18 protein-coding genes are annotated in these 22,848 nt (G+C 72.8%); 5 read left to right on the top strand and 13 right to left on the bottom strand.

All coding sequences use genetic code 11. The features are described 5' to 3' along the window. The first annotated feature begins 7 nt into the window (after positions 1-7). From OOK34_RS23955 to OOK34_RS23940, 4 genes are all read left to right on the top strand, one after another. The gene (locus tag OOK34_RS23955) at positions 8-4,171 is read left to right on the top strand and encodes a trypsin-like peptidase domain-containing protein (RefSeq protein WP_267035907.1); all 4,164 of its coding nucleotides are present in this window, start codon (positions 8-10) and stop codon (positions 4,169-4,171) included. Positions 4,172-4,331: 160 nt separating this feature from the next. After that, positions 4,332-4,607, top strand: a complete 276-nt coding sequence (locus OOK34_RS23950) for a hypothetical protein (protein ID WP_267035906.1) — start codon at positions 4,332-4,334, stop codon at positions 4,605-4,607. A gap of 102 nt (positions 4,608-4,709) precedes the next feature. Then, complete coding sequence (locus OOK34_RS23945; protein WP_267035905.1) at positions 4,710-6,443, top strand: cation acetate symporter; 1,734 nt, start codon at positions 4,710-4,712, stop codon at positions 6,441-6,443. Next, positions 6,440-7,666: a histidine kinase gene (locus OOK34_RS23940; protein ID WP_267035904.1), complete on the top strand. Its 1,227-nt coding sequence runs from the start codon at positions 6,440-6,442 to the stop codon at positions 7,664-7,666. The genes OOK34_RS23945 and OOK34_RS23940 overlap by 4 nt, the downstream gene beginning before the upstream one ends. A gap of 82 nt (positions 7,667-7,748) precedes the next feature. On the opposite strand, the gene OOK34_RS23935 is transcribed toward OOK34_RS23940, so the two are convergent. Continuing rightward, positions 7,749-9,212 carry a GuaB1 family IMP dehydrogenase-related protein gene (locus OOK34_RS23935; protein WP_267036886.1) on the bottom strand — a complete coding sequence of 488 codons (1,464 nt, stop codon included), beginning with the start codon at positions 9,210-9,212 and terminating at the stop codon, positions 7,749-7,751. Between the two features lie 217 nt (positions 9,213-9,429). On the opposite strand from OOK34_RS23935, the gene OOK34_RS23930 reads away from it, so the two are divergent. Further along, positions 9,430-9,795, top strand: coding sequence for a hypothetical protein (locus OOK34_RS23930; RefSeq protein ID WP_267035903.1), 366 nt, complete (start codon positions 9,430-9,432; stop codon positions 9,793-9,795). On the opposite strand, the gene OOK34_RS23925 is transcribed toward OOK34_RS23930, so the two are convergent. The 12 genes from OOK34_RS23925 to OOK34_RS23870 all read right to left on the bottom strand — a co-directional run bounded on the left by OOK34_RS23925 (position 9,764) and on the right by OOK34_RS23870 (position 22,811). Continuing rightward, the gene (locus OOK34_RS23925) at positions 9,764-10,930 is read right to left on the bottom strand and encodes an XdhC/CoxI family protein (protein ID WP_267035902.1); all 1,167 of its coding nucleotides are present in this window, start codon (positions 10,928-10,930) and stop codon (positions 9,764-9,766) included. The two genes, OOK34_RS23930 and OOK34_RS23925, sit on opposite strands and share 32 nt — an antisense overlap. Next, positions 10,930-12,222, bottom strand: a complete 1,293-nt coding sequence (locus OOK34_RS23920; protein WP_267035901.1) for a transposase — start codon at positions 12,220-12,222, stop codon at positions 10,930-10,932. The genes OOK34_RS23925 and OOK34_RS23920 overlap by 1 nt, the downstream gene beginning before the upstream one ends. Positions 12,223-12,295: 73 nt before the next feature. Continuing rightward, positions 12,296-12,940, bottom strand: coding sequence for a TMEM175 family protein (locus OOK34_RS23915; protein ID WP_267035900.1), 645 nt, complete (start codon positions 12,938-12,940; stop codon positions 12,296-12,298). Positions 12,941-13,023: 83 nt separating this feature from the next. Then, complete coding sequence (locus OOK34_RS23910; protein WP_267035899.1) at positions 13,024-13,365, bottom strand: nuclear transport factor 2 family protein; 342 nt, start codon at positions 13,363-13,365, stop codon at positions 13,024-13,026. Positions 13,366-13,378: 13 nt separating this feature from the next. Further along, positions 13,379-14,866, bottom strand: a complete 1,488-nt coding sequence (locus tag OOK34_RS23905) for an ATP-binding protein (RefSeq protein WP_267035898.1) — start codon at positions 14,864-14,866, stop codon at positions 13,379-13,381. Then, positions 14,863-16,122 carry an MFS transporter gene (locus OOK34_RS23900; protein WP_267035897.1) on the bottom strand — a complete coding sequence of 420 codons (1,260 nt, stop codon included), beginning with the start codon at positions 16,120-16,122 and terminating at the stop codon, positions 14,863-14,865. Before OOK34_RS23900 ends, OOK34_RS23905 begins: the two co-directional genes overlap by 4 nt. 40 nt (positions 16,123-16,162) lie before the next feature. Further along, positions 16,163-16,987, bottom strand: a complete 825-nt coding sequence (locus OOK34_RS23895) for a xanthine dehydrogenase family protein subunit M (protein WP_267035896.1) — start codon at positions 16,985-16,987, stop codon at positions 16,163-16,165. After that, positions 16,984-19,404, bottom strand: coding sequence for a xanthine dehydrogenase family protein molybdopterin-binding subunit (locus tag OOK34_RS23890; protein WP_267035895.1), 2,421 nt, complete (start codon positions 19,402-19,404; stop codon positions 16,984-16,986). The genes OOK34_RS23895 and OOK34_RS23890 overlap by 4 nt, the downstream gene beginning before the upstream one ends. A 5-nt stretch (positions 19,405-19,409) precedes the next feature. Then, complete coding sequence (locus OOK34_RS23885; RefSeq protein WP_267035894.1) at positions 19,410-19,925, bottom strand: (2Fe-2S)-binding protein; 516 nt, start codon at positions 19,923-19,925, stop codon at positions 19,410-19,412. Then, the gene (locus OOK34_RS23880; protein WP_267035893.1) at positions 19,916-20,623 is read right to left on the bottom strand and encodes an NADPH-dependent F420 reductase; all 708 of its coding nucleotides are present in this window, start codon (positions 20,621-20,623) and stop codon (positions 19,916-19,918) included. The genes OOK34_RS23885 and OOK34_RS23880 overlap by 10 nt, the downstream gene beginning before the upstream one ends. Continuing rightward, positions 20,560-22,044, bottom strand: a complete 1,485-nt coding sequence (locus OOK34_RS23875) for an aldehyde dehydrogenase (RefSeq protein WP_267035892.1) — start codon at positions 22,042-22,044, stop codon at positions 20,560-20,562. Before OOK34_RS23875 ends, OOK34_RS23880 begins: the two co-directional genes overlap by 64 nt. A 26-nt stretch (positions 22,045-22,070) precedes the next feature. Beyond that, positions 22,071-22,811 carry a type 1 glutamine amidotransferase domain-containing protein gene (locus OOK34_RS23870; protein WP_267035891.1) on the bottom strand — a complete coding sequence of 247 codons (741 nt, stop codon included), beginning with the start codon at positions 22,809-22,811 and terminating at the stop codon, positions 22,071-22,073. Positions 22,812-22,848 lie beyond the last annotated feature (37 nt).

Genomic DNA, 22,848 nt, shown 5'->3' with positions numbered 1-22,848 from the left:
TGATCCCGTGGCCATCACCGGCATGAGGCCCGACAGCGGCCGCTCATCGCAACTGCTCTCCAACGTCGCCCAGGTCCTCGGGCCGGACGGCGAGGTGGCCGGAGCGGGCTTCCTGCTCTCCGAGGACGTCCTGGTCACCTGTGCGCACGTCCTGCGCGGGGCCGGATCGAGGCCGGGCGGCGAAGTACGGCTGGCCTTCCCCCACCTGGCCGGGGCGCCCCGGATCGAGGGACGCGTCCTGGAGGAGGCGTGGCGCGCCCCCGAGGACGCGGACGTGGCCGTCGTGCGCCTGCGCGGTACCTCGGAGGGCATGGCGGGGTTGCCGGTGGGCAGCGCGGCAGGCTGCCGGGGCCACCCGGTGCGCTCGTTCGGCTTCCCCGCACAGGCCCCGCCCGGCGGGCACTTCGGCTTCGGGGTGGCCGGCGATCTGCTGCCGGCGACCGAGGACAGGGGTGTGTACCTGCAGTTGACCTCCGCCAACGACCTGACCACCGGCTTCAGCGGCGGTCCGGTCGTCGACGAGGTGACGGGCCTGGTCATCGGCATGCTCACCGAGATCGCCGCACCGGACGAGCACGAGCGGGGGCAGGAGATCGCCTACGTCACGCCCACCCAGGTGCTGCGGGAGGTGTGGCCCGAACTGACCGAGCAGGAGGTGTGCCCCTACCGGGGGCTGGAGCCGTTCACCGCCGAGCAGGCCCAGTGGTTCGAAGGCCGTGCGGAGGCCGTGCGGCAGGTACTGGCGAACCTGGCCCGCCAGCAGCGGCTCACGCTGCTGCTCGGGCCCTCCGGTTCGGGCAAGTCCTCCCTGGTCGAGGCGGGCGTGCTGCCCGCACTGGCGGCGGGTGAACTACCGCAGAGCGACCGCTGGTTGCCCGTGGTCGCCCGGCCGAGGCAGGACCTGCTGGCCGAGCTCGAGCGGGCCGGACTGCCCGGGGTCACCACCGACGGGATCCCCGCGGCCGTCACGCGCAGGCTCGCCGCCGAACCCTCCTACCGGCGCGTCGTCCTGGTCATCGACCAGTTCGAGGAGCTGCTCGCCCAGTCCGCGAGCGGCCCCCAGCACGAGCGTCGGCTGGCGGCCACGAACGAGATCACCGCGGCGGTCAAGTCGGGGGCCGAACTCAGCGTGATCCTGATCATGCGCGACGACTTCTACCCCCAGCTGGCAGCCCTGGCCCGGATGTTCGAGGCCGCGATGCCGGGACTGCTCAACGTGCCGAGCGCCCTGAGCCAGCAGGACCTGCACGACATCATCACCCTGCCGGCCGCGCGCACGGGAGCGCGCTTCCAGCCCGGACTGCCCGAGCAGATCATCAGCGACGTCCTGGCCACCACCCCCGAGGGCACCGCGTCCCGCGAGGCACCTGTGACCGTACTGCCCCTGCTGGAGCTGACGCTCAGCCAGCTGTGGGAGAGGCGCCAGGACGGCTTCCTCACGCACGAGGCGTACCGGCGCATCGGCGGGGTCACCGGCAGCCTGACCACGTGGTGCGACACGGCCATGGACCAGCTGCCCCCCGAACACCGGCCCATCGCACAGCGGATCCTGACCTCCCTGGTGCGGCCGGCCGATCTGGCCCACCACATCCCGGCCATCCGCGCGCAGGTCCCCCTGCACGAACTGCGCGAACTGGCGGCCGACCCCGGCGCCGGGCCCGACGGCGACGACGCGTTCAACGCGGTGCTGGCCGCCCTCACCCGCCACCGCATCATCACCACGCACACCCCCCTCGTTCCCGGGCACCCGGACGCCCCTGCGGGGCCGCCGGTCGCCGAGCTGATCCACGACGCGCTCATCCAGGACTGGGGCATGCTGCGCGAGTGGGTCAGCCAGGACCACCGCTTCCAGGAGTGGTTCGACCACACCCGCGACCGGCGGGCCCGCTGGGCCGCGGGCAACGACCCCGGGGACCTGCTCGGCGGAACGGCCCTCGCGGAGGGCCTGGACTGGTCGCGGCAGCGGCGCCTGCCCAGTGACATCTCGGCCTTCCTGACCGCGAGCCACGAGCGCCAGCAGGCGGTCATCCGGCGCAGCAGACGCCTCAACATGGTCCTGGCCACCCTGCTGGTCCTCGCGCTGATCGCGGTGGGAGGCGCTGTCTGGCAGTGGCGGACGGCCGTCACCCAGCGCCAGGAGGCCCTGTCCCGGCAGCTCGCCGCCCAGTCCAACACGTTCATGGGCGCGAACCCCGACCTCGCCGCGCTGCTGGCCGTCCAGGCGTACCGCACCCACCGCACTCCCGAGGCCGTCGACAGCCTGGGGTACAACGCCTCCGGCCCGCTGCGGCAGCGCTTGCCCGGCCATACGGACGAGGTGTGGTCGGTGGCGTTCAGCCCCGACGGGCGCACCCTGGCGAGCGCCAGCGCCGACAAGACGGTCCGGCTGTGGGACGCGGCCACCGGAACGACCCGCACCACGCTCACCGGCCACACGGAGGGAGTGGAATCGGTGGCCTTCAGCCCGGACGGAAAGACCCTCGCCACCGGCAGCGACGACAAGACCGTCAGGCTGTGGGACGCGGCCACCGGCAAGCCCCGCTCCACCCTCACCGGCCACACGGACGACGTGTACGCGGTGGCGTTCAGCCCCGACGGACGCACCCTCTCCACCGCCAGCGCCGACGACACGGTGTGGCTGTGGGACCTGCCCGCCGGCACCGCCCGCTCCACCCTCACCGGCCACAAGGACGACGTGTACGCGGTGGCCTTCAGCCCCGACGGACGCACCCTCGCCAGCAGCAGCGCCGACGGGACCGCACGGCTGTGGGACCCGGCCACCGGAGCGACCCGCACCACCCTCAGGGGCCATACGGACAGCGTGGGGGCGGTGGCGTTCAGTCCCAACGGGCGCGTCCTCGCCACCGGCAGCGCCGACCACACCGTACGGTCGTGGGACGTGGCCACGGGCAAAGCCCGTGCCACGCTCGCCGGGCACGCCGACGAGGTGATGTCGGTGGCGTTCAGCCCCGACGGACGCACCCTAGCCAGCGGCAGCGTCGACCACACCGTGTGGCTGTGGGACACCGCTACCCGCACGACCCGCGGCACGCTGACCGGGCACACCGACGCGGTGGACCTGCTGGCGTTCAGCCCCGACGGGCGCACCCTCGCCACCGCCAGCGCCGACCGCACCGTACGGCTGTGGAACATGACCGTCGGTGCGAACCGCCCCGCGCTGACCGGCCACACCGACTGGGTGAACTCGGTGGCGTTCAGCCCGGACGGAAAGACCCTCGCCACCGGCAGCGGCGACAGGACCATACGGTTGTGGGACGCGGCCACCGGTAAGTACCGCAGCACACTCACCGGCCACACCGACTGGGTGGGCGCGGTGGCCTTCAGCCCGGACGGGCACATCCTCGCCACCGGCGGCGACAAGACCGTCCGGCTGTGGGACGCGGCCACCGGAAAACACCTCAACACACTGACCGGTCACACCGACTGGGTGCAGTCCGTGGTGTTCAGCCCGGACGGAGACACGCTGGCCACCGCGAGCGACGACAAGACGGTGCGGCTCTGGGTGACGGCCACGGGCACGGGCAGCATCGCGAACACCGGCTCCACGGACTGGGTGGACGCGGTGGTGTTCAGCCCCGACGGGCGCACCCTCGCCATCGCCGGCAGCGACGACACCGGCCGCGACAACGTCGTGCGGCTGTGGGACACGGCCACCCGCACCACCCGGGCCGAGCTGACCGGCCACACCGCTCCGGTCGAGGCGGTGGCGTTCAGCCCCGACGGAAGCACCGTCGCCACCGGCAGCAACGACCACACCGTGCGGTTGTGGAACGCGGCGACCGGCAAGCCCCGCGACACGATGTACGGCCACTTCTACGCGGTGAACGCTGTGGCGTTCAGCCCCGACGGGCGCATGCTCGCCACCGGCAGCGCCGACTGGACCGTCTGGTTGTGGGACGCGGCCACCGGCAACGCCCGCGCGAAGTTCGCCGGCCACAAGAACGCGGTGCTGTCGGTCGCGTTCAGCCCCGACGGGCACACCCTCGCCACGGGCAGCGCCGACGGCACCGCGCGGTTGTGGGACGTGCTCTTCCAGCCCGAAGCGGCGATCGAGAAGATCTGCCACGCCGTCGACCGCGACCTCACCGCGCAGGAACGGGCCGGGTACCTTCCCGACAACGTCGGCGGCGCGGTCTGCCCCTCCCACTGACCCCGGGAGCCCGACCGTCCGGCGTACCAACGCGCCGTTCGTCGCGCGGGGACGGGCGTACGGCGATCCGACGGGGCCGTCGGCCGCAGGGGGCCGCTCGGCGGCCCGACGCCGGGCCGGGCCGTACGTATCGTGGATCATCCGGCCCGGGAGGAGCGAGATGTCCGAGATCCAGGCGCTGCTGGACGCGCTGAGCGGACTGCCCCGGACCCGGGCCTCGGGCCCCGCCGAGGCCGAGGCGCTGCTGGCCCGGCTGCGCAGCGCGGCCGCCCGGTGGGCCGATGTCCTGTACGAGGCCCAGGAGGGCACCCGCTGCCAGCTGCCGCCGCGCGCGGAGGCGGCGCTGACCCTCGCCTTCCGGCGCGCGGAGGAGTCGTACGTGGAGCTGGAGATCGCCCTGCGCGACTGCGCGGAACACCGCGACCCGGCCCTCTGACGGCTCCGGGCAGGGCAGGGGCGCGGGCCGGATCGTGCCTGTTGTGCGGTCGGAGGGGCTGCGTAGACTCCCAGCACCCCCTCCCCCGTCGAAGGACCCCCGGTGAACCAGACGTACGCGCTGACCGCGGTCACCGTCGTCGTCCTGGTGACGGTGCTGGTCGGCGCGCTGGGTCTGCGGATATCCCGGACCACCTCCGACTTCTACGTGGCCTCGCGCACCGTCGGCCCCCGGCTGAACGCGGCGGCCATCAGCGGGGAGTACCTCTCCGCCGCCTCCTTCCTCGGGGTGGCCGGGCTGGTGCTGCTCCAGGGGCCGGAGATGCTCTGGTACCCCGTCGGCTACACGGCCGGGTACCTGGTGCTGCTGGTGCTGGTCGCGGCCCCGCTGCGGCGCTCGGGCGCGTACACGCTGCCCGACTTCGCGGAGGCCCGGCTCCAGTCGCAGGCGGTGCGGCGGATCGCGGTGCTGTTCGTGCTCGGGGTGGGCTGGCTGTACCTGCTGCCGCAGTTGCAGGGGGCCGGGCTGACCCTGACGGTGCTGACGGGGGCCCCGCACTGGGCGGGCGGGGTGGTCGTCGCCTTCGTGGTGACGGCGGCCGTCGCGGCGGGCGGGATGCGGAGCATCACCTTCGTCCAGGCCTTCCAGTACTGGCTCAAGCTCTGCGCCCTGCTGGTGCCCGCCTGCTTCCTGCTCGCGGCCTGGGCCGGGGACGGCGCGCCGCGCGCCTCCTTCGACGCCCCGGCGGTCTTCCGCGAGCACACCGCCGTCACCCTCGGGCAGGACGTCCGGCTGTCGGTGGACGCCCCGCTGACGCTGACGGTGACGGGCCGGGTGGACGGGCGGACCTACGCGGGCGCCCCGCTGACCCTGACGGCCGGCCGGCACTCCGTGGCGGCCCGCACCCGGCTGGAGTTCACCCCCGGCACCGCCGTCCCGGAGTCCCGCGCGGGCCGCGACCCGGACTCGCCCGGCTGGTCGAAGCCGCTGTCCGGGGGCGAGCGCGAGCACCGGCTGTACGCCACGTACGGGCTGATCCTGGCCACCTTCCTCGGCACGATGGGCCTGCCGCACGTCGCGGTGCGCTTCTACACCAGCCCCGACGGCCGGGCCGCCCGGCGCACCACCCTGGTGGTGCTGGGGCTGCTCGGGGTCTTCTACCTGCTGCCGCAGGTGTACGGGGCGCTGGGCCGGATCTACGCACCCGAGCTGGCGCTGGCGGGGAACGCGGACGCGGCGGTGCTGGTGCTGCCGGAGCGGATGCTGGGCGGGCTGCTCGGGGAGCTGCTGGGGGCGCTGCTGGCCGGCGGGGCGTTCGCGGCGTTCCTGTCGACGGCCTCGGGGCTGACGATGGCGGTGGCCGGGGTGCTGCACCAGGACGTGCTGCCGCGGCGCGGGGTGGGGAGTTTCCGCCTGGCGGTGGTGGTGGCGATGGCGGTGCCGCTGGCGGGCGGGGTGGTGGCCACCCAGGTGCCGGTCGCGGACGCGGTCGGGCTGGCCTTCGCGGTGTCGGCGTCCTCGTTCTGCCCGCTGCTGGTGCTCGGGATCTGGTGGCGGGGTCTGACCCCGCCGGGCGCCGTGGCCGGGCTGCTCACCGGCGGCGGGGCGGCGCTGGGCGCGGTGCTGGCCACCCGCAGCGGGCTGGCCCCGCAGGGCTGGGCGCACGCGCTGCTGGCCTGGCCGGCGGTGTGGTCGGTGCCGCTGGGGTTCCTGACGATGGTGCTGGTGTCGCTGGCCACCCGGTCCCGGATCCCGGCGGGGACGGCGGCCGCGCTGGCGCGGCTGCACCTGCCCGAGGACGTGGCCGGGGAGCGGGCCGCGGGGGGCGCCTGGTGACCGGGGCGGCGCCGGCGGTGCTGGCGGTACTGGGTGCGGCGCTGCTGCTGGGGCTGGGCTGGGCCGGGGGGCGGTGGCAGGCGCGGCGCGGGGAGCGGGCGGCGGGGCTGGACCTGGGCACCCCGGTCGAGCGGGCCACCTTCCACACCCTGCACACCGCTTCGCTGGCCGCTCCCCCGCTGCGCGCGGGCCTGACGGAGGACGCCGCCCGCAAGGCCGCGCGGCGGCTGCGTTCGCTGCTCGGGACGGAGGCCCTGTGCCTGACGGACCGGGAGGCGGTGCTGGCCTGGGACGGGCCGGGCGCCGATCACCACCAGCGGCGGGCGATGGCCCGGGTGGCGGTGATGCTGGAGTCGGGGCGCAGCCTGAGCGTGCGTACGGAGTGCCAGCGTCCCGGCTGCCCCCTGAAGTGGGCGGTGTTCGCGCCGCTGACCGGTGAGGACGGGGTGCTGGGGGCGCTGGTCGCGTACGGGTCGCGCGAGTCGGCGGTGCTGGTGCGGGCCGCGACGGAGGTGGCGCGGTGGGTCTCCGTACAGCTGGAGCTGTCGGAGCTGGACCGGGCGCGGACCCGGCTGATGGAGGCGGAGATCAAGGCGCTGCGGGCGCAGATCTCCCCGCACTTCATCTTCAACTCCCTCGCGGCGATCGCCTCGTTCGTGCGGACCGATCCGGAGCGGGCGCGGGAGCTGCTGCTGGAGTTCGCCGATTTCACGCGCTACTCCTTCCGGCGGCACGGGGAGTTCACCACCCTCGCCGAGGAGCTGCGTTCCATCGAGCGGTACCTGGCGCTGGCCGGGGCCCGGTTCGGGGACCGGCTGAAGGTGACCTTGCAGGTGGCGCCGGAGGTGCTGCCGGTGGCGCTGCCGTTCCTGTGTCTGCAGCCGCTGGTGGAGAACGCCGTCAAGCACGGGGTGGAGGACTCCACCGAGGAGTGCCGGATCACCATCGCGGCGCGGGACGCGGGCTCGGAGGCGGTGCTGACCATCGAGGACAACGGCGTGGGGATGGATCCTGCGCGGCTGCGGCGGATCCTGGCCGGGGAGCGGGCGGGGTCCTCTTCGGGGATCGGGCTGCCCAATGTCGACGAGCGGATGCGGCAGGTGTACGGGGACGGCTACGGGCTCGTCGTGGAGACGGGGGTCGGCGCCGGGATGAAGGTCACCGTCCGGATACCCAAGTACCGTGCGGGCGTCCACACCTCGACGCGCCAGCCCGGCTCCTGACCGGGCGCGGGACCCGCGGACACGCCCGTGGCCCCGCCCCGGCCCGAGAGGGCAGGGACGGGGCCACGGGGACGGCTGGGGACTAGCTCCAGCTGGCGTGCAGCGGCTTGCCCTCGGCGTAGCCGGCGGCGGACTGGATGCCGACCACGGCCTTCTCCTCGAACTCGGCCAGCGAGCCGGCTCCGGCGTAGGTGCAGGAGGAGCGGACGCCCGCGATGATCGAGTCGATCAGGTCCTCGACGCCCGGGCGGGACGGGTCGAGGAACATCCGCGAGGTGGAGATGCCCTCCTCGAAGAGGCCCTTGCGGGCGCGGTCGTAGGCCGACTCCTCCGAGGTGCGGTTCTGCACGGCACGCGCCGAGGCCATGCCGAAGGACTCCTTGTACAGCCGGCCCTCGGCCGACTGCTGGAGGTCGCCCGGGGACTCGTACGTACCGGCGAACCAGGAGCCGATCATGACGTTGGAGGCGCCGGCGGCCAGCGCCATCGCCACGTCACGCGGGTGGCGGACGCCGCCGTCGGCCCAGACGTGCTTGCCGTACTTCTTGGCCTCGGCCGCGCACTCCAGGACCGCGGAGAACTGCGGGCGGCCCACGCCGGTCATCATGCGGGTGGTGCACATGGCGCCGGGGCCCACACCGACCTTGATGATGTCGGCGCCGGCGTCGATGAGGTCCTTGACGCCCTCGGCGGCGACGATGTTGCCGGCGACGATCGGGACCTGCGGGTCCAGGGCGCGCACGGCCTTGATCGCGCTGATCATCGACTCCTGGTGGCCGTGGGCCGTGTCGATGACGAGCGTGTCCACGCCGGCGTCGAGCAGCTGCTTGGCCTTGCCCACGAAGTCGCCGTTGATGCCGACGGCGGCCGCGATGCGCAGCTTGCCGTTCGCGTCGGTGGCCGGCGTGTACAGGGTCGCGCGCAGGGCGCCCTTGCGGGTCAGGATGCCGACGAGCCGGCCGTCCTTGTCGACGGCCGGGGCCAGCTTGCGGTGGCCCGCGTCGAGCTGGTTGAAGGCGTCGCGGGGGTCCATGTCGGCGTCGATGAGCAGGAGCTCCTTCGACATGACCTCGGAGAGCTGGGTGAAGCGGTCCACGCCGGTGAGGTCGTGGTCCGTGACGACGCCGACCGGGCGGTTGTCCGCGTCGACGACCACGCCGGCACCGTGGGCGCGCTTGGGCAGCAGCGACAGCGCGTCGGCGACGGTCTGGGTGGGCGCCAGCGTGATCGGGGTGTCGAGCACGAGGTGGCGGGTCTTGACCCAGGAGATGACGTCGGTGACGACCTCGATCGGAATGTCCTGGGGGATGACGACGATCCCACCGCGGCGGGCGACGGTCTCGGCCATCCGGCGGCCCGCGATGGCGGTCATGTTCGCCACGACGAGGGGAATGGTGGTGCCGGTGCCGTCGGGCGAAGAGAGGTCCACGCTCTGACGGGAGCCGACCGCGGAGCGGCTCGGCACCATGAACACATCGTCGTACGTCAGGTCGTACGGCGGCTTCAGGTCATTGAGGAAACGCACGTGCTGAACATCCCAGTCGATCGAAGGATCTTTCTACGGCCTCGACGGGGCAGCCAGCCGAGGAAACGCACGTACTTCATTCTCCCACGCCCTGGCGTTTACACCGCCCGGGCTGATCGTCCAGGACATTCCGGGCCGCCTGGTCCTTTCCTACGGGACTTTGGTCCCGCAGGGCGGGAACGACCCGCCGGGCGGACAGTGGAAGGAGGGGAAAAGCACCGACCGGCCGGGAGGAGCCATGACGAAGACGACGTGGGAACAGGCGACCGTCGAGGTGAAGGGCGGCGATCTCGAGTTCCGGGTCGAGGAGATCGGCGGGGGCCTCAGCGTGGGGTTCTTCCACCTCCCCGAGGGGACCGACATGACCGGGCCGGTGCAGGGACTGCCGGGAGACATGTGCCCGTGCCCGCACTGGGGCTACGTCACCAAGGGCCGCCTCAGGATGCACACCGCGGACGGGGACGAGGAGTACGCGGAGGGCGACGCCTTCTACTGGGCCCCCGGCCACATCCCCGTGGCACTGGCCGACACCGAGTTCCTCGACTTCTCCCCGACCGATGAGCTGCGCCGGGTCATCGACCACGTGAAGGCCCAGGCCGGCTAGCGGCGGCCGGGCCGCGGCGGTGGATCGGTGACCGGCCGCCGGTCAGCGGGGTCGCCGGGGCCGCGTGCCGGGCGGCGGTGAACTCGGCGGCGATCGACAGGGCCGTCTCCTCCGGGGTGCGGCCGCCCAGGTCCAGGCCGATCGGCGATCTGAGCCGGGCCAGCTCGGCCTCGGTCACCCCCTCGGCGCGCAGCCGGGCCGTCCGCTCCGCGTGGGTACGGCGCGATCCCATGGCCCCGATGTAGGCCAGCGGCAGCCGCAGTGCCAGCGCGAGGACCGGTACGTCGAACTTGGCGTCGTGGGTCAGGACGCACACGGCGGTACGGGTGTCCAGGCGCCCGGCGCCGGCCTCCGCGGCCAGGTGCCGGTGCGGCCAGTCCACGAGCACCTCGTCGGCGCCGGGGAAGCGGGCGGGGGTCGCGAAGACGGGCCGGGCGTCGCAGACGGTGACCCGGTGCCCGAGGAAGGCCCCCACCCGGGCCAGGGCGGAGGCGAAGTCGATCGCTCCGTAGACGATGAGCCGGGGCGGTTCGGCGGCGGACTCCACCAGCAGGGTCAGCGGCTCCCCGCAGAGCCCGCCGGCGGTGCCCAGCTCGGCGGTGCCGGTCCGACCGGCCAGCAGCAGGGCCCGGACCCGCTCGGCGGCGGCCCGGTCCAGGGCGGCCCCACCGCTGAGGCCGCCCTCCCAGGAGCCGTCGGCGTGCACGGCCAGGGCGCGGCCGAGCTGGCCGGGCGGGCCGGAGACCACCCGGGCCAGCGCGGCCCGCGCCCCGCCGGCGGCGGCGTCGAGCACCGAGCCGAGCACGGGCCGTACGGGGTCCTGGCCGCGCACCGGGGTGACCAGCACGTCCAGGATCCCGCCGCAGGTCAGCCCCACCGCGAAGGCGTCGTCGTCGCTGTAGCCGAAGCGGTGTACGCCGCCCACCCCGGAGGCGATGGCCTCCAGGCACAGCTCGTGCACGGCGGATTCCACGCAGCCACCGGAGAGGGAGCCGAGCGCGGTGCCCCCGGCGTCGACGGCGAGCGAGGCCCCGGGTCCGCGGGGCGCGCTGCCGCTGACGGCGACGACGGTGGCAAGGGCGAACTCGCGGCGCTCGGCGCACCAGGCCCGCAGGGCCCCGGCGATGTCGAGCATCAGCGGGTGAAGGCGCGGCGGGCGGACTGCCCGGGGATCAGCGGCCGGGGCGGCAGTACGGCCGCCGGCGGCCGGGCGGCGCCGGGGCCCGGGTAACGGGCGGGGGCGCTGCGGGGCACCGGGTCGGGGGTCCGCCCGCCGGTACCGAGGAGGCGGGCCGCGTGGGCCACGCTGGCGAGGGTGGCGTGGTGGTGCCAGCCGCGGAAGGAGCGGCCCTCGAAGTCACGGATGCCGACCGGTTCGCAGGTCTCGGTGAAGTCCAGCGAGACCCGGTCGGTGAGTTTGGCCAGCAGGAAGAGCTGGGCGAGCGGCCGGTCGCCGATGTTGGTGATCCAGAACTCGGAGGGCAGCAGGGAGGTTTCGGTCCAGGCGCCGACCAGGAGCAGCGGGGTGGGCGGGGCGGGCGCGGGGCGGTCCTCGCCGGGGGTGGCGAGGATGGCGGCCGAGGTGAGCAGGGTCACCGCTCCCTCGGTGCGGCCGTGCCGGGTCCATTCGACGACCCGGCGCTGGGAGCGCAGCGAGTCGATCAGCTCGCGGGCGGGCGCGGTGTACGGCCCCGGTTTGTGGCGGCCGGTGCCGCCGAAGGAGACGGGCAGGGAGCCGTCGACCTTGAGGACGAAGGGGATGTCCTGGAGGGCGAAGGCCTCGATGGTCTGCGGGAGGTCGCTGTTGGAGACCTCCATCACGACCGGGCGGCGCTGGAGCTGCCAGGTCGCGGCCATGCGCTGTACGGCGTGCACGGCGTCCTGTGCGGGGGTCAGGGAGCGTGCGGTGTCGGGGATCCCGGCCCGGCGGCGGCGCAGCAGTTCGCTGGTCCAGGGGCCGGGGAGGGTGAGGGTCCATTCGACCGGAAAGCTGGCCTCGCTGGAGGCGAGCCAGATCCCGCCGGCCTGCTGGCAGTTGGCGGTGCGGCCGAGCTGGGGTACGAACTGCCGGCCGACGCCCACGGAGCGGTCGCCGGCCTTCTCTATGACCATGGGCTGAACCACCCAGGCCAGCGGGCGCTGCGCGGTGCGTTCCAGGTGCTGGGCGAGGGACCGGCGTACGGGGGTCCAGTCCCACGGGGATTTACTGATGAACTGCTGGAGGCTCTGTTCGACGGAACTGGCCCCTGTTCCGGCGATGTTTCGGATTGTTTTCTTACCGGTGGTGCGGACGAGCCCGTTCAGATAAACGCGGGCCCAGTTTCGCTGGTCCCGCCGAGGTAAGGACTCGAAGAAAAGCGAGATCAGTACCTCGATCAATTCGGAGATATCCCTGGTGGAATCCTCCGGCAGCACTACGCGAGCCATCTGGGCCTCCCCCGCGACCAGACTAGATCCTTGACCCTACTGGACCGCGGAGAACGGCCGTAGGCCCGGGCGGCTACTTCCTGAGGTCGCTGGCAGATTCGAGCCGCTCTTCCTCTACCACGAGCGGGATCGGGATTTGGTTCGCCGCATAGTAGATGGCGATCAGGAAGTGTGCGACGAGAGTGAGAGGTGCCGAGAAGAAGGACAGAACCACGGTCAAGGGGTAGGCGACCGCGCCGAGGCCGAATCGGAGGCGGGTGGCCCGGGCCCCTTCTTTGTCCACCGTTTCGTGGAAGAGGTGTCCGACCCGGGTGACGTACCACCAGAAGGCCAGGAAGGCGAGAGCGTACACGACGGTCCACGCGCTGTAGAGGATGGCGGCCACGTTGGCCGATTCCCCGTCGGTGAGGTGCTCGGCGAGCACGTTGGTGGTGTAGGGAATCACCGATACCACCATCAGCACCAGGAGATTCAGGAACAACAGCGGCCGGTCGACCCGCTTGAGGTGACTGAAGATCGTGTGGTGGTTCACCCACATCACGCCGATGATGAGGAAACTCACGATATAGGCGGCGTAGTGCGGCCACTGTTCCCAGAGTCCGTGCCACAACGCCGACCCCTGCTCTTCCGGAACCTTCAATTCCAGCACCAGAATGGTGATCACGATGGCGAATACGCCGTCGCTGAACGCCTCCACCCGGTTGGTTTCCTGCTCCATGGCCTCCCCTTCACGAAAATCATTCACGTGTGCGGGGAGGGCGTCGTCCGCCCTCCCCGCACACGCTACCCACGAAAGGGCCGTCAGCTGCCGAAGCCGGCCGTCTGGCGCCAGATCCGGCCATCGCGGACGACGAGTGTCCCGAACGCGTGCTCCGGCTCGCCGTTCAGGTTCATGATCGCCCGGTAGAAGATGGTGTCCTCCGTCTCGATGTACTCCTGGAGTTCGACCAGCGTGGGCTTCACGGTGAGATATCCGGTGAAGGTCTCGCGAACGGCGTCGATGCCCACCGACACGCCCTCGAAGCGCAACAGCACGGCGTCCTCGGTGTAGTTCTTCATCACCGCCTCGATGTCCAGGGCGGCCAGCGCCTCCATCTGGCGGACGAAGACCGGGTGCAGCGTGGCGATGTCGTACTTGGCCATGTTCGACTCCCTTTCAGTGAGCGGCGGTTGGTTCGGCCGCTGGTTCGGCGCAGGCGGCGGCCCCGGTGAGCGGCAGCCGCACGATCATCCGGGTCTCTCCCGGGCGGGACCGGGCCGTGATCGACCCGCGGTGGCGCTGGGTCACGATGCGGTAGCTGAGGTGCAGTCCGAGGCCGGTTCCCTTGCCGACGTCCTTGGTGGTGTAGAAGGGCTCGAAGATCCGCGGCAGGGAGTCCGCGGGGATCCCGCGTCCGGTGTCGGCGATCTCCACGACCAGGCAGACGCCCTCGGCCCGCACCCGCAGGGTGAGGGTGCCGGCGCCCTCCATGGCCTCGGCCGCGTTGTCGACCAGGTTGGTCCACACCTGGTTCAACTCGCTCGGATAGCCGGTCAGTTCGGGCAGCCCCGGCTCGTACTCCCGCACGATGGTGATGCCGGGGAGCTTGGAGCGCAGCACGACCAGGGTGTTCTCCAGCCCGTCGGGCACGGCGAACCGCTGCTCGGGGGCCCGGTCGAGGTTGGCGTAGTCCCGGGTGGCCGCGACCAGCTGGGAGATCCTGGGCCCGGCGGCCCGCAGCTCGGCGGCCAGCGAGCGGGCCTCCAGCAGCGCCGCCAGGTGGTCCAGGGCGGCGGGCAGGGAGTCCTCGCCGATCCCCTCCAGCCGCTCCAGCAGCCAGCGCAGTTCCAGTCCGAGGTCGGCCGCCCCGGAGCCGAGCAGCCCGGGCCGCTCCGCGCCCGCGCCCTCGGCCCAGTCGGCGATCTCCTCCTCGGCGTCCGCCTGGGCGAGCGGGTCGGTGGTCTCGGGCGGCGGGAGCTTGTCCAGCTCCTCGGCGCAGCGGTCCAGTACGGCCCGCTCCGCGCCGGTGGCGGCGGCGCCCCACGCGTGGGCGGTGGCGGTCAGCCGCTCCAGGGCGGGCGCCAGCTCCTGCGCGGCGCGGGCGACGGCCGCGGCCGGGTTGTTCAGCTCGTGCGCCAGGCCGGCGGCCAGGGTGCCGAGGGCCTCGACGGTGGCCCGTTTGCGGGCCTGGACCTCGGAGGACTTGATCCGCCAGGCCAGCACGGGGATCAGTACGGCGGCCACCCCGTGGCAGCGGGTCAGCATCTCGAAGAACACCGGCTTCGGGTAGGCGACGACGGTGGTCGCCGGCCCGCTCGCGGCCGCGGTGGCCACGTAGGAGCCGTCCGTCAGCAGGGGCAGCTCCCCGGTGAAGCGGTGGGCGGCCGGGGGCTTGCCGTCGTGGTCCTCGGCCGCCGCGCCCTCCTCCTCGGTGGAATGCCGGGTGAGGACCTCCTCCCGGCCGTCGACGACCTTGGTGACGACGAGTCCCCCGGAGAGCAGGACGTGGAAGCCGGTGGCCTCCTCACCGTCGCGGAAGAGGACCTCCCCGTCGGCCAGGACGCGCGGATCGGAGACGGAGACCAGCCAGTCCAGCTGGTCCTCGGTGATCCCGGCGAAGATCTCCAGCCCGTGGAGGGCCTCCCGCAGCTCCTCGGTGTTCACACGCTGCTCCCCTCGGCCCTGGTGCGCGCGGCCAGCCGCAGGGTCGTCAGCAGGGCCAGCGCGCACACCCCGGCGACGGCGGCCATGAAGCCGACCGAGGTGCGCTGCAGCCCGTGGATGTTGGTCAGGAGTCCGGCGAGGACCGCCGGGACGCTCATGGCGAGGTACGCGAAGACGTATACGGCGGCGGTGAGTTCGCCGCGGTGCGCCGGCTCGGCGAGCGAGCTGAGGGCGCGGAAGGAGCCGAGGAAGGCGGCCCCCCAGCCGCCGCCGAGCACGGCGGTGGCGGCGAGGAACAGGGGCGCCGAGCCGATGCCCAGGGAGAGCAGCACCAGGGCGAGCCCGGCGAGCAGCCCGAACAGGCCCAGGACGGCGGTGCGCAGGGCCTCGGTGCGGCCGAGGAGCAGCTGGGCGGCGGTGGCGGCGCCCGCGAGCAGCGCCACGGTGGCCCCGCCCACCAGGTAGTTGGTGCTGTTGAGCAGGGACAGGGCCAGGTGCGGGCCGAGCGAGAGGTAGAAGCCGCCGACGGTCCAGACGGCCACGATGGTCAGCACGAGCACGGCGAACCGCCGCCGGGCGGCGGCCGGCACCCGGATCCGGTGCGGGACCACGCGCAGCCGGCCGCCCGCCACCGGAGCGCTCTCCCCCATCCGGGCCACCCCGGCCAGCGCGAGGGCGAAGGCCCCGGCCAGCAGCAGGTAGCTCAGCACGGTCGGCGCGGGCGCGTACTGCACGAGCAGTCCCGCCCCGAGCCCTCCCAGGCCGATGCCCACGGTCGGGCCCGCGCTGTTGACCTGGGCGCCGAGCGCGGGCCGCGAGCGCGGGCTGAGTTCCAGCAGGGCGGCGCCCATCGCCCCGGTGGCCAGGCCCACCGCCAGCCCCTGCACGGCGCGGGCGGCGAGCAGCAGGCCGAGCCCCTGGGCCCCGGCGAACAGGCCCATGGAGACGATCGCCAGGACCAGTGCGGCGCCGAGCACGGGCCGGCGCCCCAGGGTGTCCGAGAGGGACCCGAACAGCAGGAGCCCGGCGAGCACGGTGACGGCGTACAGGGCGAAGACCACCGTGACCATGCCGGAGGACAGCCCCCATTCCTCCTGGTAGAGCACGTACAGCGCCGAGGGCACGGAGGAGGAGAGCATCAGCAGGACGAGGACCGCTCCCACCACCCAGAAGCCGGACGGTCTCGGCGTGCCTGCCGCGCGGGCGGCTGGGTGCACGGTGTCTCCCGTGGTCGTCGTCTCGGTCGGTTCGGCCACTGTCGTCAACTCCCCTCCTCCCGGCGGCCCCTGGGGGCGGTCAGGGGGTGGTCAGGGCCGCCCTGGCCAGCGCGCGGGCGGTGAGCACGCCCGCGAGATGGCCGAGGTATTCGGCCGAGGTGCCGCGCCCGGGGACGAAGAGCTCCCGGGGCTCGGCGCGGAAGGCCGCGAGTACGGCGTCGGTCGGGTACGGGCCCCCGCGCAGCCGGTCCTCGACCCCGCGCAGGCGCAGGGGGCCGGGGGTGGCTCCGGTGACCGCGATCCGCGGCCCGTCGGCGGTGATCCGTACGGCGACGGCGCACAGCGGGTAGCGGGTGGCCCGGTCGGCGGTCTTCTCGAAGGCGGCGGCCGGGCCGGCGGCGGGCACCAGCAGGGCGGTGACCACCGATCCGGCGGGCACCCCGGAGGCGGTGAACTCCTCGGCGGTGACCGTGGAGCGCCCGCCGGGTCCGGCGAGTTCCACCAGGGCTTCTGCGACGAGGGCGGCCACGGGCAGGTCGGTGGCCGGCCCGGCGGCGGCCAGGTTCCCCCCGGCGGTGCCGAGGTTGCGGACCTGGGGGTCGCCGTTGGCGCGGGCCGCGGCGGCCAGCTCCGGGGCCTCGGCGAGCACCAGCGGGTGCGCGGCGAGTTCGGCGAGGGTGGTCAGGGCCCCGATCCGCAGGGTCCCGGCGCTGCGGGCGATCCCCCGCAGCTCCTCCAGGTGGCGTACGTCGACCAGCAGGCGGGCCCGCTCCGCGCCGGTGCGCAGGCCGGGCAGCAGGCTCTGGCCGCCGGCCAGCACCCGGGCTCCGGGGGCGGTGGCGAGCAGGCCGAGGGCCTCCTCCAGGCCGGCGGGCCGGGCGTAGTCGAACTCGGCGAGGATCACGGGGTTTCCCCTCTCAGGCGGCGCCAGACCTTCTCGGGGGTGAGCGGCATGTCGATGTGCCGGACGCCCAGGTCGGACAGGGCGTCCACGACGGCGTTGACGACAGCGGCGGCGGGCGGCACGGTGGCGATCTCCCCGGCGCCCTTGGCGCCCAGCGGGTTGTGCGGGGAGGGGGTGACGGTCCTGTCGAGGGTGAAGAAGGGCGCGTCGGCGGCGCGGGGCAGGGCGTAGTGGCCCAGGTCGCGGCTGAGGAGGATGCCGTTCTCGTCGTACTCGGCGGCCTCCATCAGGGCCTGGCCCAGGCCGTGGACGATGCTGCCCTCGATCTGGCCGCGGACGATCTTCGGGTTGCCGACGTTGCCGGCGTCGTCCACGGCGGTGTAGTCCACCACCTCGGTCTCGCCGGTGAGTTCGTCGACCTCGACGACCGCGATGTGCGTGCCGAAGGGGTAGTTGAAGTCCGGCGGGTCGAAGTGGGTGGTCTCGTCCAGGGCCGGCTCGATCTCGGGGGGCAGCCCCCAGCCGTACCACATGGCCATGGCCAGCTCGGCGAAGGTCTTGGCGTTCTGCGGGTTGCCCTCCTCGTGCACCCCGCCGCCCTGGTAGACGACCTTGTCCTCGGGGACGCCCAGGAAGACCGCCCCGGCCTTGACCAGCTTGCTCTTGATCTTGCGGGCGGTGAGCGCGATGGCGGGCGCGGCCATGCTGTACGAGCGGGAGCCGTAGGTGCCCTGCCCGTACGGGGCCTTGAGGGTGTCGCCCTCGTACACCTGGACCTGCTCCGGGTCGATGCCCAGCTCGTCGGCGGCGACCTGCGCGAAGACGGTGCCGTGGCTCTGGCCGGTGGAGGCCGAGCCGACGGTGACCGTGACCTCGCCGGTCGGGTGGACGCGGATGTTGGCGCTCTCCCAGGTACCGCCGAGCATGCCCTCCTTGGACATCCGGGTGGAGGGTCCGACCCCGCAGACGGCCACGTAGGTGGCGATGCCGACGCCGAGGCGCTTGCCGCGGGCGCGGGCCTCGGCCTTGCGGGCGGCCATGCCGGCGTAGCCGGACAGCTCGACGGCCCGGTCGAAGTTCCGCTCGTAGTCCCCGGAGTCGTAGGTCCAGCCGAGGCCGTTGTCGTACGGGAACTTCTCCTTCGGCACCAGGTTCTTGCGCCGCACCGCCGCCGGGTCCATGCCGATCTCCGTGGCGTACCGGTCGACGAGCCGTTCCATCAGGAAGGCGGCCTCGGCGCGCCCGCTGCCGCGCTGGGCGCCGAGCGGGACGGTGTTGGTGAAGGCGGCGTACACCTCGCAGAAGGCGGCGGGGATGTCGTACATGCCGCTGATGGAGCGTCCCATCAGGGCGGTGGCGACTCCGGGGCCGATGGTGGAGGGGTAGGCGCCGAGGTTGGCGTAACTGGTGCAGCGCAAGGCGGTGATGCGGCCGTCGCGGGTGCCGGCGAGGGTGACGTGCTGGCGGTGGTCGCGGCCCTGGACGGTGGAGTTCATCAGCCCGGTGCGGGTGTCCACCCATTTCACGGGCCGGCCGAGCGCCTTGGACAGCAGCAGGACCAGCGCCATGTCGGAGTACAGGTAGCCCTTGGTGCCGAAGCTGCCGCCGACGGTCGGGGCGACCACGCGGAGCTTGTTGAAGGGGATGCCGAGGACCAGCGCGGCCAGCAGGAAGCGGTGGTTGTGCGGGCCCTGGGTGGAGGCGTGGAGGGTGTACTCCCCGGTGGACGGGTCGTGGACGCCGACGGCCCCGCGCGGCTCGATGGGGCTGTTGATGGTGCGCTGGTTCACCAGGTCCAGCTCGACGGTGACCTCGGCCTCGGCGAGGGCGGCGTCGGTGCGCTCCTGGTCGCCGCAGGTCCAGTACGCGTTCAGGTTGCCGGGGACGGCCTCGTGCAGCTGCGGCGCGCCCTCGGCGAGGGCCGCGTCGGCCCGGGTGACCACGGGCAGCGGCTCGTACTCGACGGAGATGGCGGCGAGCGCGGCGGCGGCCTGGCGCGGGGTCTCGGCGACGACGGCGGCGATCGGGTCGCCGACGTGGCGGACGGTGTCGCCCGTGAGCACCGGGCGGGCGCCGGGAAGTCCGTAGGGGTGGGGCGGGAAGTGGCTCTCGACCCCGCCGGGTATCCAGATGCAGGGCAGCGGCATCACGTCGGGGAAATCGGCGGCCGTGGCCACCTTCAGTACGCCCGGCAGCTGCTCGGCGGCCTTGGTCTCGATGGAGAGGATCCTCGCGTGGGCCACCGGGCTGCCCAGGATGGCCATGTGGGCCATGCCGGGCAGGTCGATGTCCGCCACGTAGGTGGCCTCGCCGCGCAGCAGCCCGGGGTCCTCGCGGCTGTCCAGCGGCCGGCCGAGGACACCGCCCTGCGGGGCCTGCGGGGAGGCGGCGGTCTGTTCCCGCGGCACGGTGGTCATCCCCCTCACCGCCCCTCGGGTTCGGCGGGGGCGCAGGCGCGCTGCACTCCCCGGACCACGCTGTGGTAGCCGGTGCAGCGGCACAGGTTGCCGGTGAGCCATTCACGGATCTCGGGCTCGGTGGGGGCCTCGCCGCCGGCGGCGTTCTTGACGAGCGCGGTCTCGACCAGCTCGCCGAGCGCCATGACCATGCCGGGCGTGCAGAAGCCGCACTGGGTGCCGTGTTCCTGGCGCAGCGCCTCCTGGAGGCCGGTCAGCTCGCCGCCGGGGGTGGTGACGCCCTCGATGGTGGTGACCTCGGAGCCGGCGGCGGAGGCGGTGAGGATCAGGCAGCTCTTGACGGACCTGCCGTCCAGGCGGACCACGCAGGTTCCGCACTGGCCGGTGTCGCAGCCCACCTTGGTGCCGGTGAGGCCGAGTCCGTCGCGGAGCCGTTCCACGAGGAGTTCGTTCGGCTGGGCCGCGAACTCCTCGGGTCTTCCGTTCACGTGCAGGGTCAGTTCTATGCGCGTCAGATCCATGCGAGCGCCTGCGCTTCCGTGAGCGACCGGTTGAAGAGGGGACCGCCGGGCTGCTGGAGATTTCCTCCGGAGTGCAGCGGGCCGGTGTCGACGGGGGCGAATCCGAGGTCCGTGATGATTCCGGCGACGATTTCCTTCGCCTTCGTGTCGTCGCCCGCCGTGTAATGGGCGAGGCGCTCCGATGCCGTCCGGCCGGAGGCGGTCCCGGCGACGGCGAGGGTTTCGAAATGCATGGTGTTCAGGGATTTCACGACCCGGGCCCCGGGGTACCACTCGGCGACGAGCTCGCTGGAGCCGCGCCCGCCCAGGTCGGCGGGGGTGCCGGGGCCGCCGAACGCGTTGGTGGCGTCCACCAGCACCTTGTCCTGCACGACGTGCGGGGGCAGCAGCCCGCGCACGTCGGCGAAGGGCACCATCAGCACCAGGAGGTCGGCCTGGCCCGCCGCTTCGACGGGGTGCGCCGCCGCGGCCTCGGGGCCGAGTTCGGCCAGGAGCGGGGCGAGGGAGCGCGGCCCTGTGGCGTTGGCGAGGACGACCGGATGGCCGGACGCCACCAGGATCCTCGCGAGGGTCGAGCCGATCCGCCCGGTGCCGATGATGCCTGTCCGCATGAGGGCTCCTCGATGGTGTGGTGTCAGTCCATTCCGATCCAGACCGACTTGGTCTGGGTGTAGCTCTCCAGGGATTCCGGTCCGCACTCGCGCCCGTAGCCGGAGGCCTTGTAGCCGCCGTAGGGCACCGAGGGGTCGTACTGGTTGTAGCAATTGACCCAGACCGTGCCGGCCTTGATCTGGGAGGCGACCCGGTGGGCCCGCCGCAGGTCCTTGGTGTGGACCCCGGCGGCGAGGCCGTACGCGCTGTCGTTGGCGATGCGTACGGCGTCCTCCTCCGTGTCGAAGGGGATGACCGACAGGACGGGGCCGAAGATCTCCTCCTGGGCGATCCGCATCCCGTTGTCGACACCGGTGAAGACGGTGGGAAGGAAGTACAGGCCCTGGCTGGAGGCCCCTTCGGGGGTCCAGCCGGTGCCTCCGGTGCGCAGGATCGCGCCTTCCTTCTCGCCGACCTCGATGTAGGAGCTGACCTTGTCGAACTGGCCGCGGTGGGCGAGCGGCCCGAAGAGGGTCGCGGGGTCGCGGGGGTCCCCGGGCCGCAGGGCGGCGGCCCGGCGGACCAGGCGTTCGACCATCTCGTCGTGGATGGGGCGGTGCAGCAGCAGCCGGGAGCCGGCGGTGCAGATCTCGCCCTTGTTGTAGTAGATGCCGAAGAAGGCGAGTTCCTCGGCGGCGTCGAGGTCGGCGTCGGCGAAGACGATGTTGGCGGACTTGCCGCCGAGTTCCATCGTGACCTTCTTCAGGGTGCCGGCCGACTTCCGGATGATCGACTGGCCGACGGCGGTGGAGCCGGTGAAGGCGATCTTGTCGATGCCGGGGTGGTCCGTGAGGGTCTCTCCCAGTTCCACTCCGGGTCCGGTGATGACGTTGAGCACCCCGTCGGGAATCTCCGCCTCCTGGAAGAGTTCGGCGATCTTCAGGGCGGTGAGCGGGGTGGCCGGTGAGGGCTTGTGGACGACCGTGTTCCCGGCCGCGAGGGCCGGGGCGATCTTGGTCATCGACAGCAGCAGCGGGAAGTTGAAGGGGGTGATGGCGCAGACCACGCCCAGCGGTTCGCGCAGGGTGTAGGCGAGCTGTCCGCCGGCCGGAGCCCTGGAGGAGCCGTCGACCCTGGTGACCGCGCCCGCGTAGTAGTGCATCAGCTGGGCGGCCATGGGGGCGTCGACGGTGCTGGAGAAGGCGAACGGCTTGCCCATGTCCACCGTTTCCAGCAGGGCGATCTCCTCCAGGTCCCGTTCGATGAGTTCACCGACACGGTTCAGCCGCAGCGCGCGCTCCTGGGCGGACAGCCGGCTCCACGGACCTTCCTCGTACGCCGTACGGGCCGCCGTGACGGCGGCGTCCGCGTCGGCCGCGGCGGCCTGGGCCACCGGCACGATCTCCTGGCCGTCGATCGGGCTGACGTCCGGTTCGGTACGGCCGTCCTGGGCGGCGACCCATTTGCCGCCGATGAACAGCTTCCCGGGGTTGGCCAGGGGGTGGTCGCTGAGCACGCGCTTGGTCATGGCTGCACCTTCCGGTGTCGCGGGGGCTAGCCCTGTTCGAGCTGTGTCAGGAACGTCTCGGCGAGGGCCTTGGAGGAGTAGGGGTTCTGGCCGGTGGTGAGCTTGCGGTCCACGACGACGTGCGAGTCCCAGATCGCTTCGGCCTTCTCGTAGCGGGCGCCGAGTCTGGTCAGTTCGGACTCCAGGATCAGCGGCAGCCGGCCGGCCATGTTGGTGACCAGCTCCTCGCTGTGCGAGAAGGCGGTCATCCGGTATCCCTCGAACGGCCAGCGGCCCTCGCTGTCGCGCAGGGCGAGCAGCGCGGTGTGGCCGTGGCAGACGGTGGCCAGCGGCTTCCCCTGGCCGATGGCCCAGCGCAGCAGCTGCGCCAGCTCGTCGGACTTGGGCAGGTCGCCGATGGCCCCGTGGCCGCCGCTGATGTAGACGCCGTCGTATCCGGCGATGTCCTTCTCGCCGAGGGATTCGAGTGCGAGGGGGTTCTTGAGCTGGGGGGTCTGCTCGATGACGCGGACGTACTCGGCCGCGTTGGCCGTGTCCTCGTCCGGGGAGCCCTCGGGGCGGACCCACCGCAGGAAGTCGGGGTCGATGCTGGTGAGGTCGACGGTGGGGGGTTCGCCGCCGATCGTCGCCACGTCGACGGTGTGGCCGGCCTCCTGGAAGAGGGTATAGGGAACCACGAATTCCTCGGCCCAGAAACCCGAGGGGTGTTGTTCCCCGTCCAGCAGATGGAGCGTGGCCTTTGCCGTCAAGACGACGAGAATCCGCATGATTCTCTCCTTGTTCTGATTCGCTGCCGATTCAACA

This window comes from Streptomyces sp. NBC_00091 (genome assembly GCF_026343185.1).
Taxonomy (GTDB): Bacteria; Actinomycetota; Actinomycetes; order Streptomycetales; family Streptomycetaceae; genus Streptomyces.
Note: the sequence above shows the minus strand (reverse complement) of the source record. Positions and strands in the feature narration are given on the sequence as shown.

Coding starts and splice junctions, on each gene's coding strand:
- OOK34_RS23950 (WP_267035906.1), top strand. CDS start 4,332: ATGTCCGAGATCCAGGCGCTGCTGGACGCGCTGAGCGGACTGCCCCGG.
- OOK34_RS23930 (WP_267035903.1), top strand. CDS start 9,430: ATGACGAAGACGACGTGGGAACAGGCGACCGTCGAGGTGAAGGGCGGC.
- OOK34_RS23925 (WP_267035902.1), bottom strand. CDS start 10,930: ATGCTCGACATCGCCGGGGCCCTGCGGGCCTGGTGCGCCGAGCGCCGC.
- OOK34_RS23920 (WP_267035901.1), bottom strand. CDS start 12,222: ATGGCTCGCGTAGTGCTGCCGGAGGATTCCACCAGGGATATCTCCGAA.
- OOK34_RS23915 (WP_267035900.1), bottom strand. CDS start 12,940: ATGGAGCAGGAAACCAACCGGGTGGAGGCGTTCAGCGACGGCGTATTC.
- OOK34_RS23910 (WP_267035899.1), bottom strand. CDS start 13,365: ATGGCCAAGTACGACATCGCCACGCTGCACCCGGTCTTCGTCCGCCAG.
- OOK34_RS23890 (WP_267035895.1), bottom strand. CDS start 19,404: ATGACCACCGTGCCGCGGGAACAGACCGCCGCCTCCCCGCAGGCCCCG.
- OOK34_RS23885 (WP_267035894.1), bottom strand. CDS start 19,925: ATGGATCTGACGCGCATAGAACTGACCCTGCACGTGAACGGAAGACCC.
- OOK34_RS23875 (WP_267035892.1), bottom strand. CDS start 22,044: ATGACCAAGCGCGTGCTCAGCGACCACCCCCTGGCCAACCCCGGGAAG.
- OOK34_RS23870 (WP_267035891.1), bottom strand. CDS start 22,811: ATGCGGATTCTCGTCGTCTTGACGGCAAAGGCCACGCTCCATCTGCTG.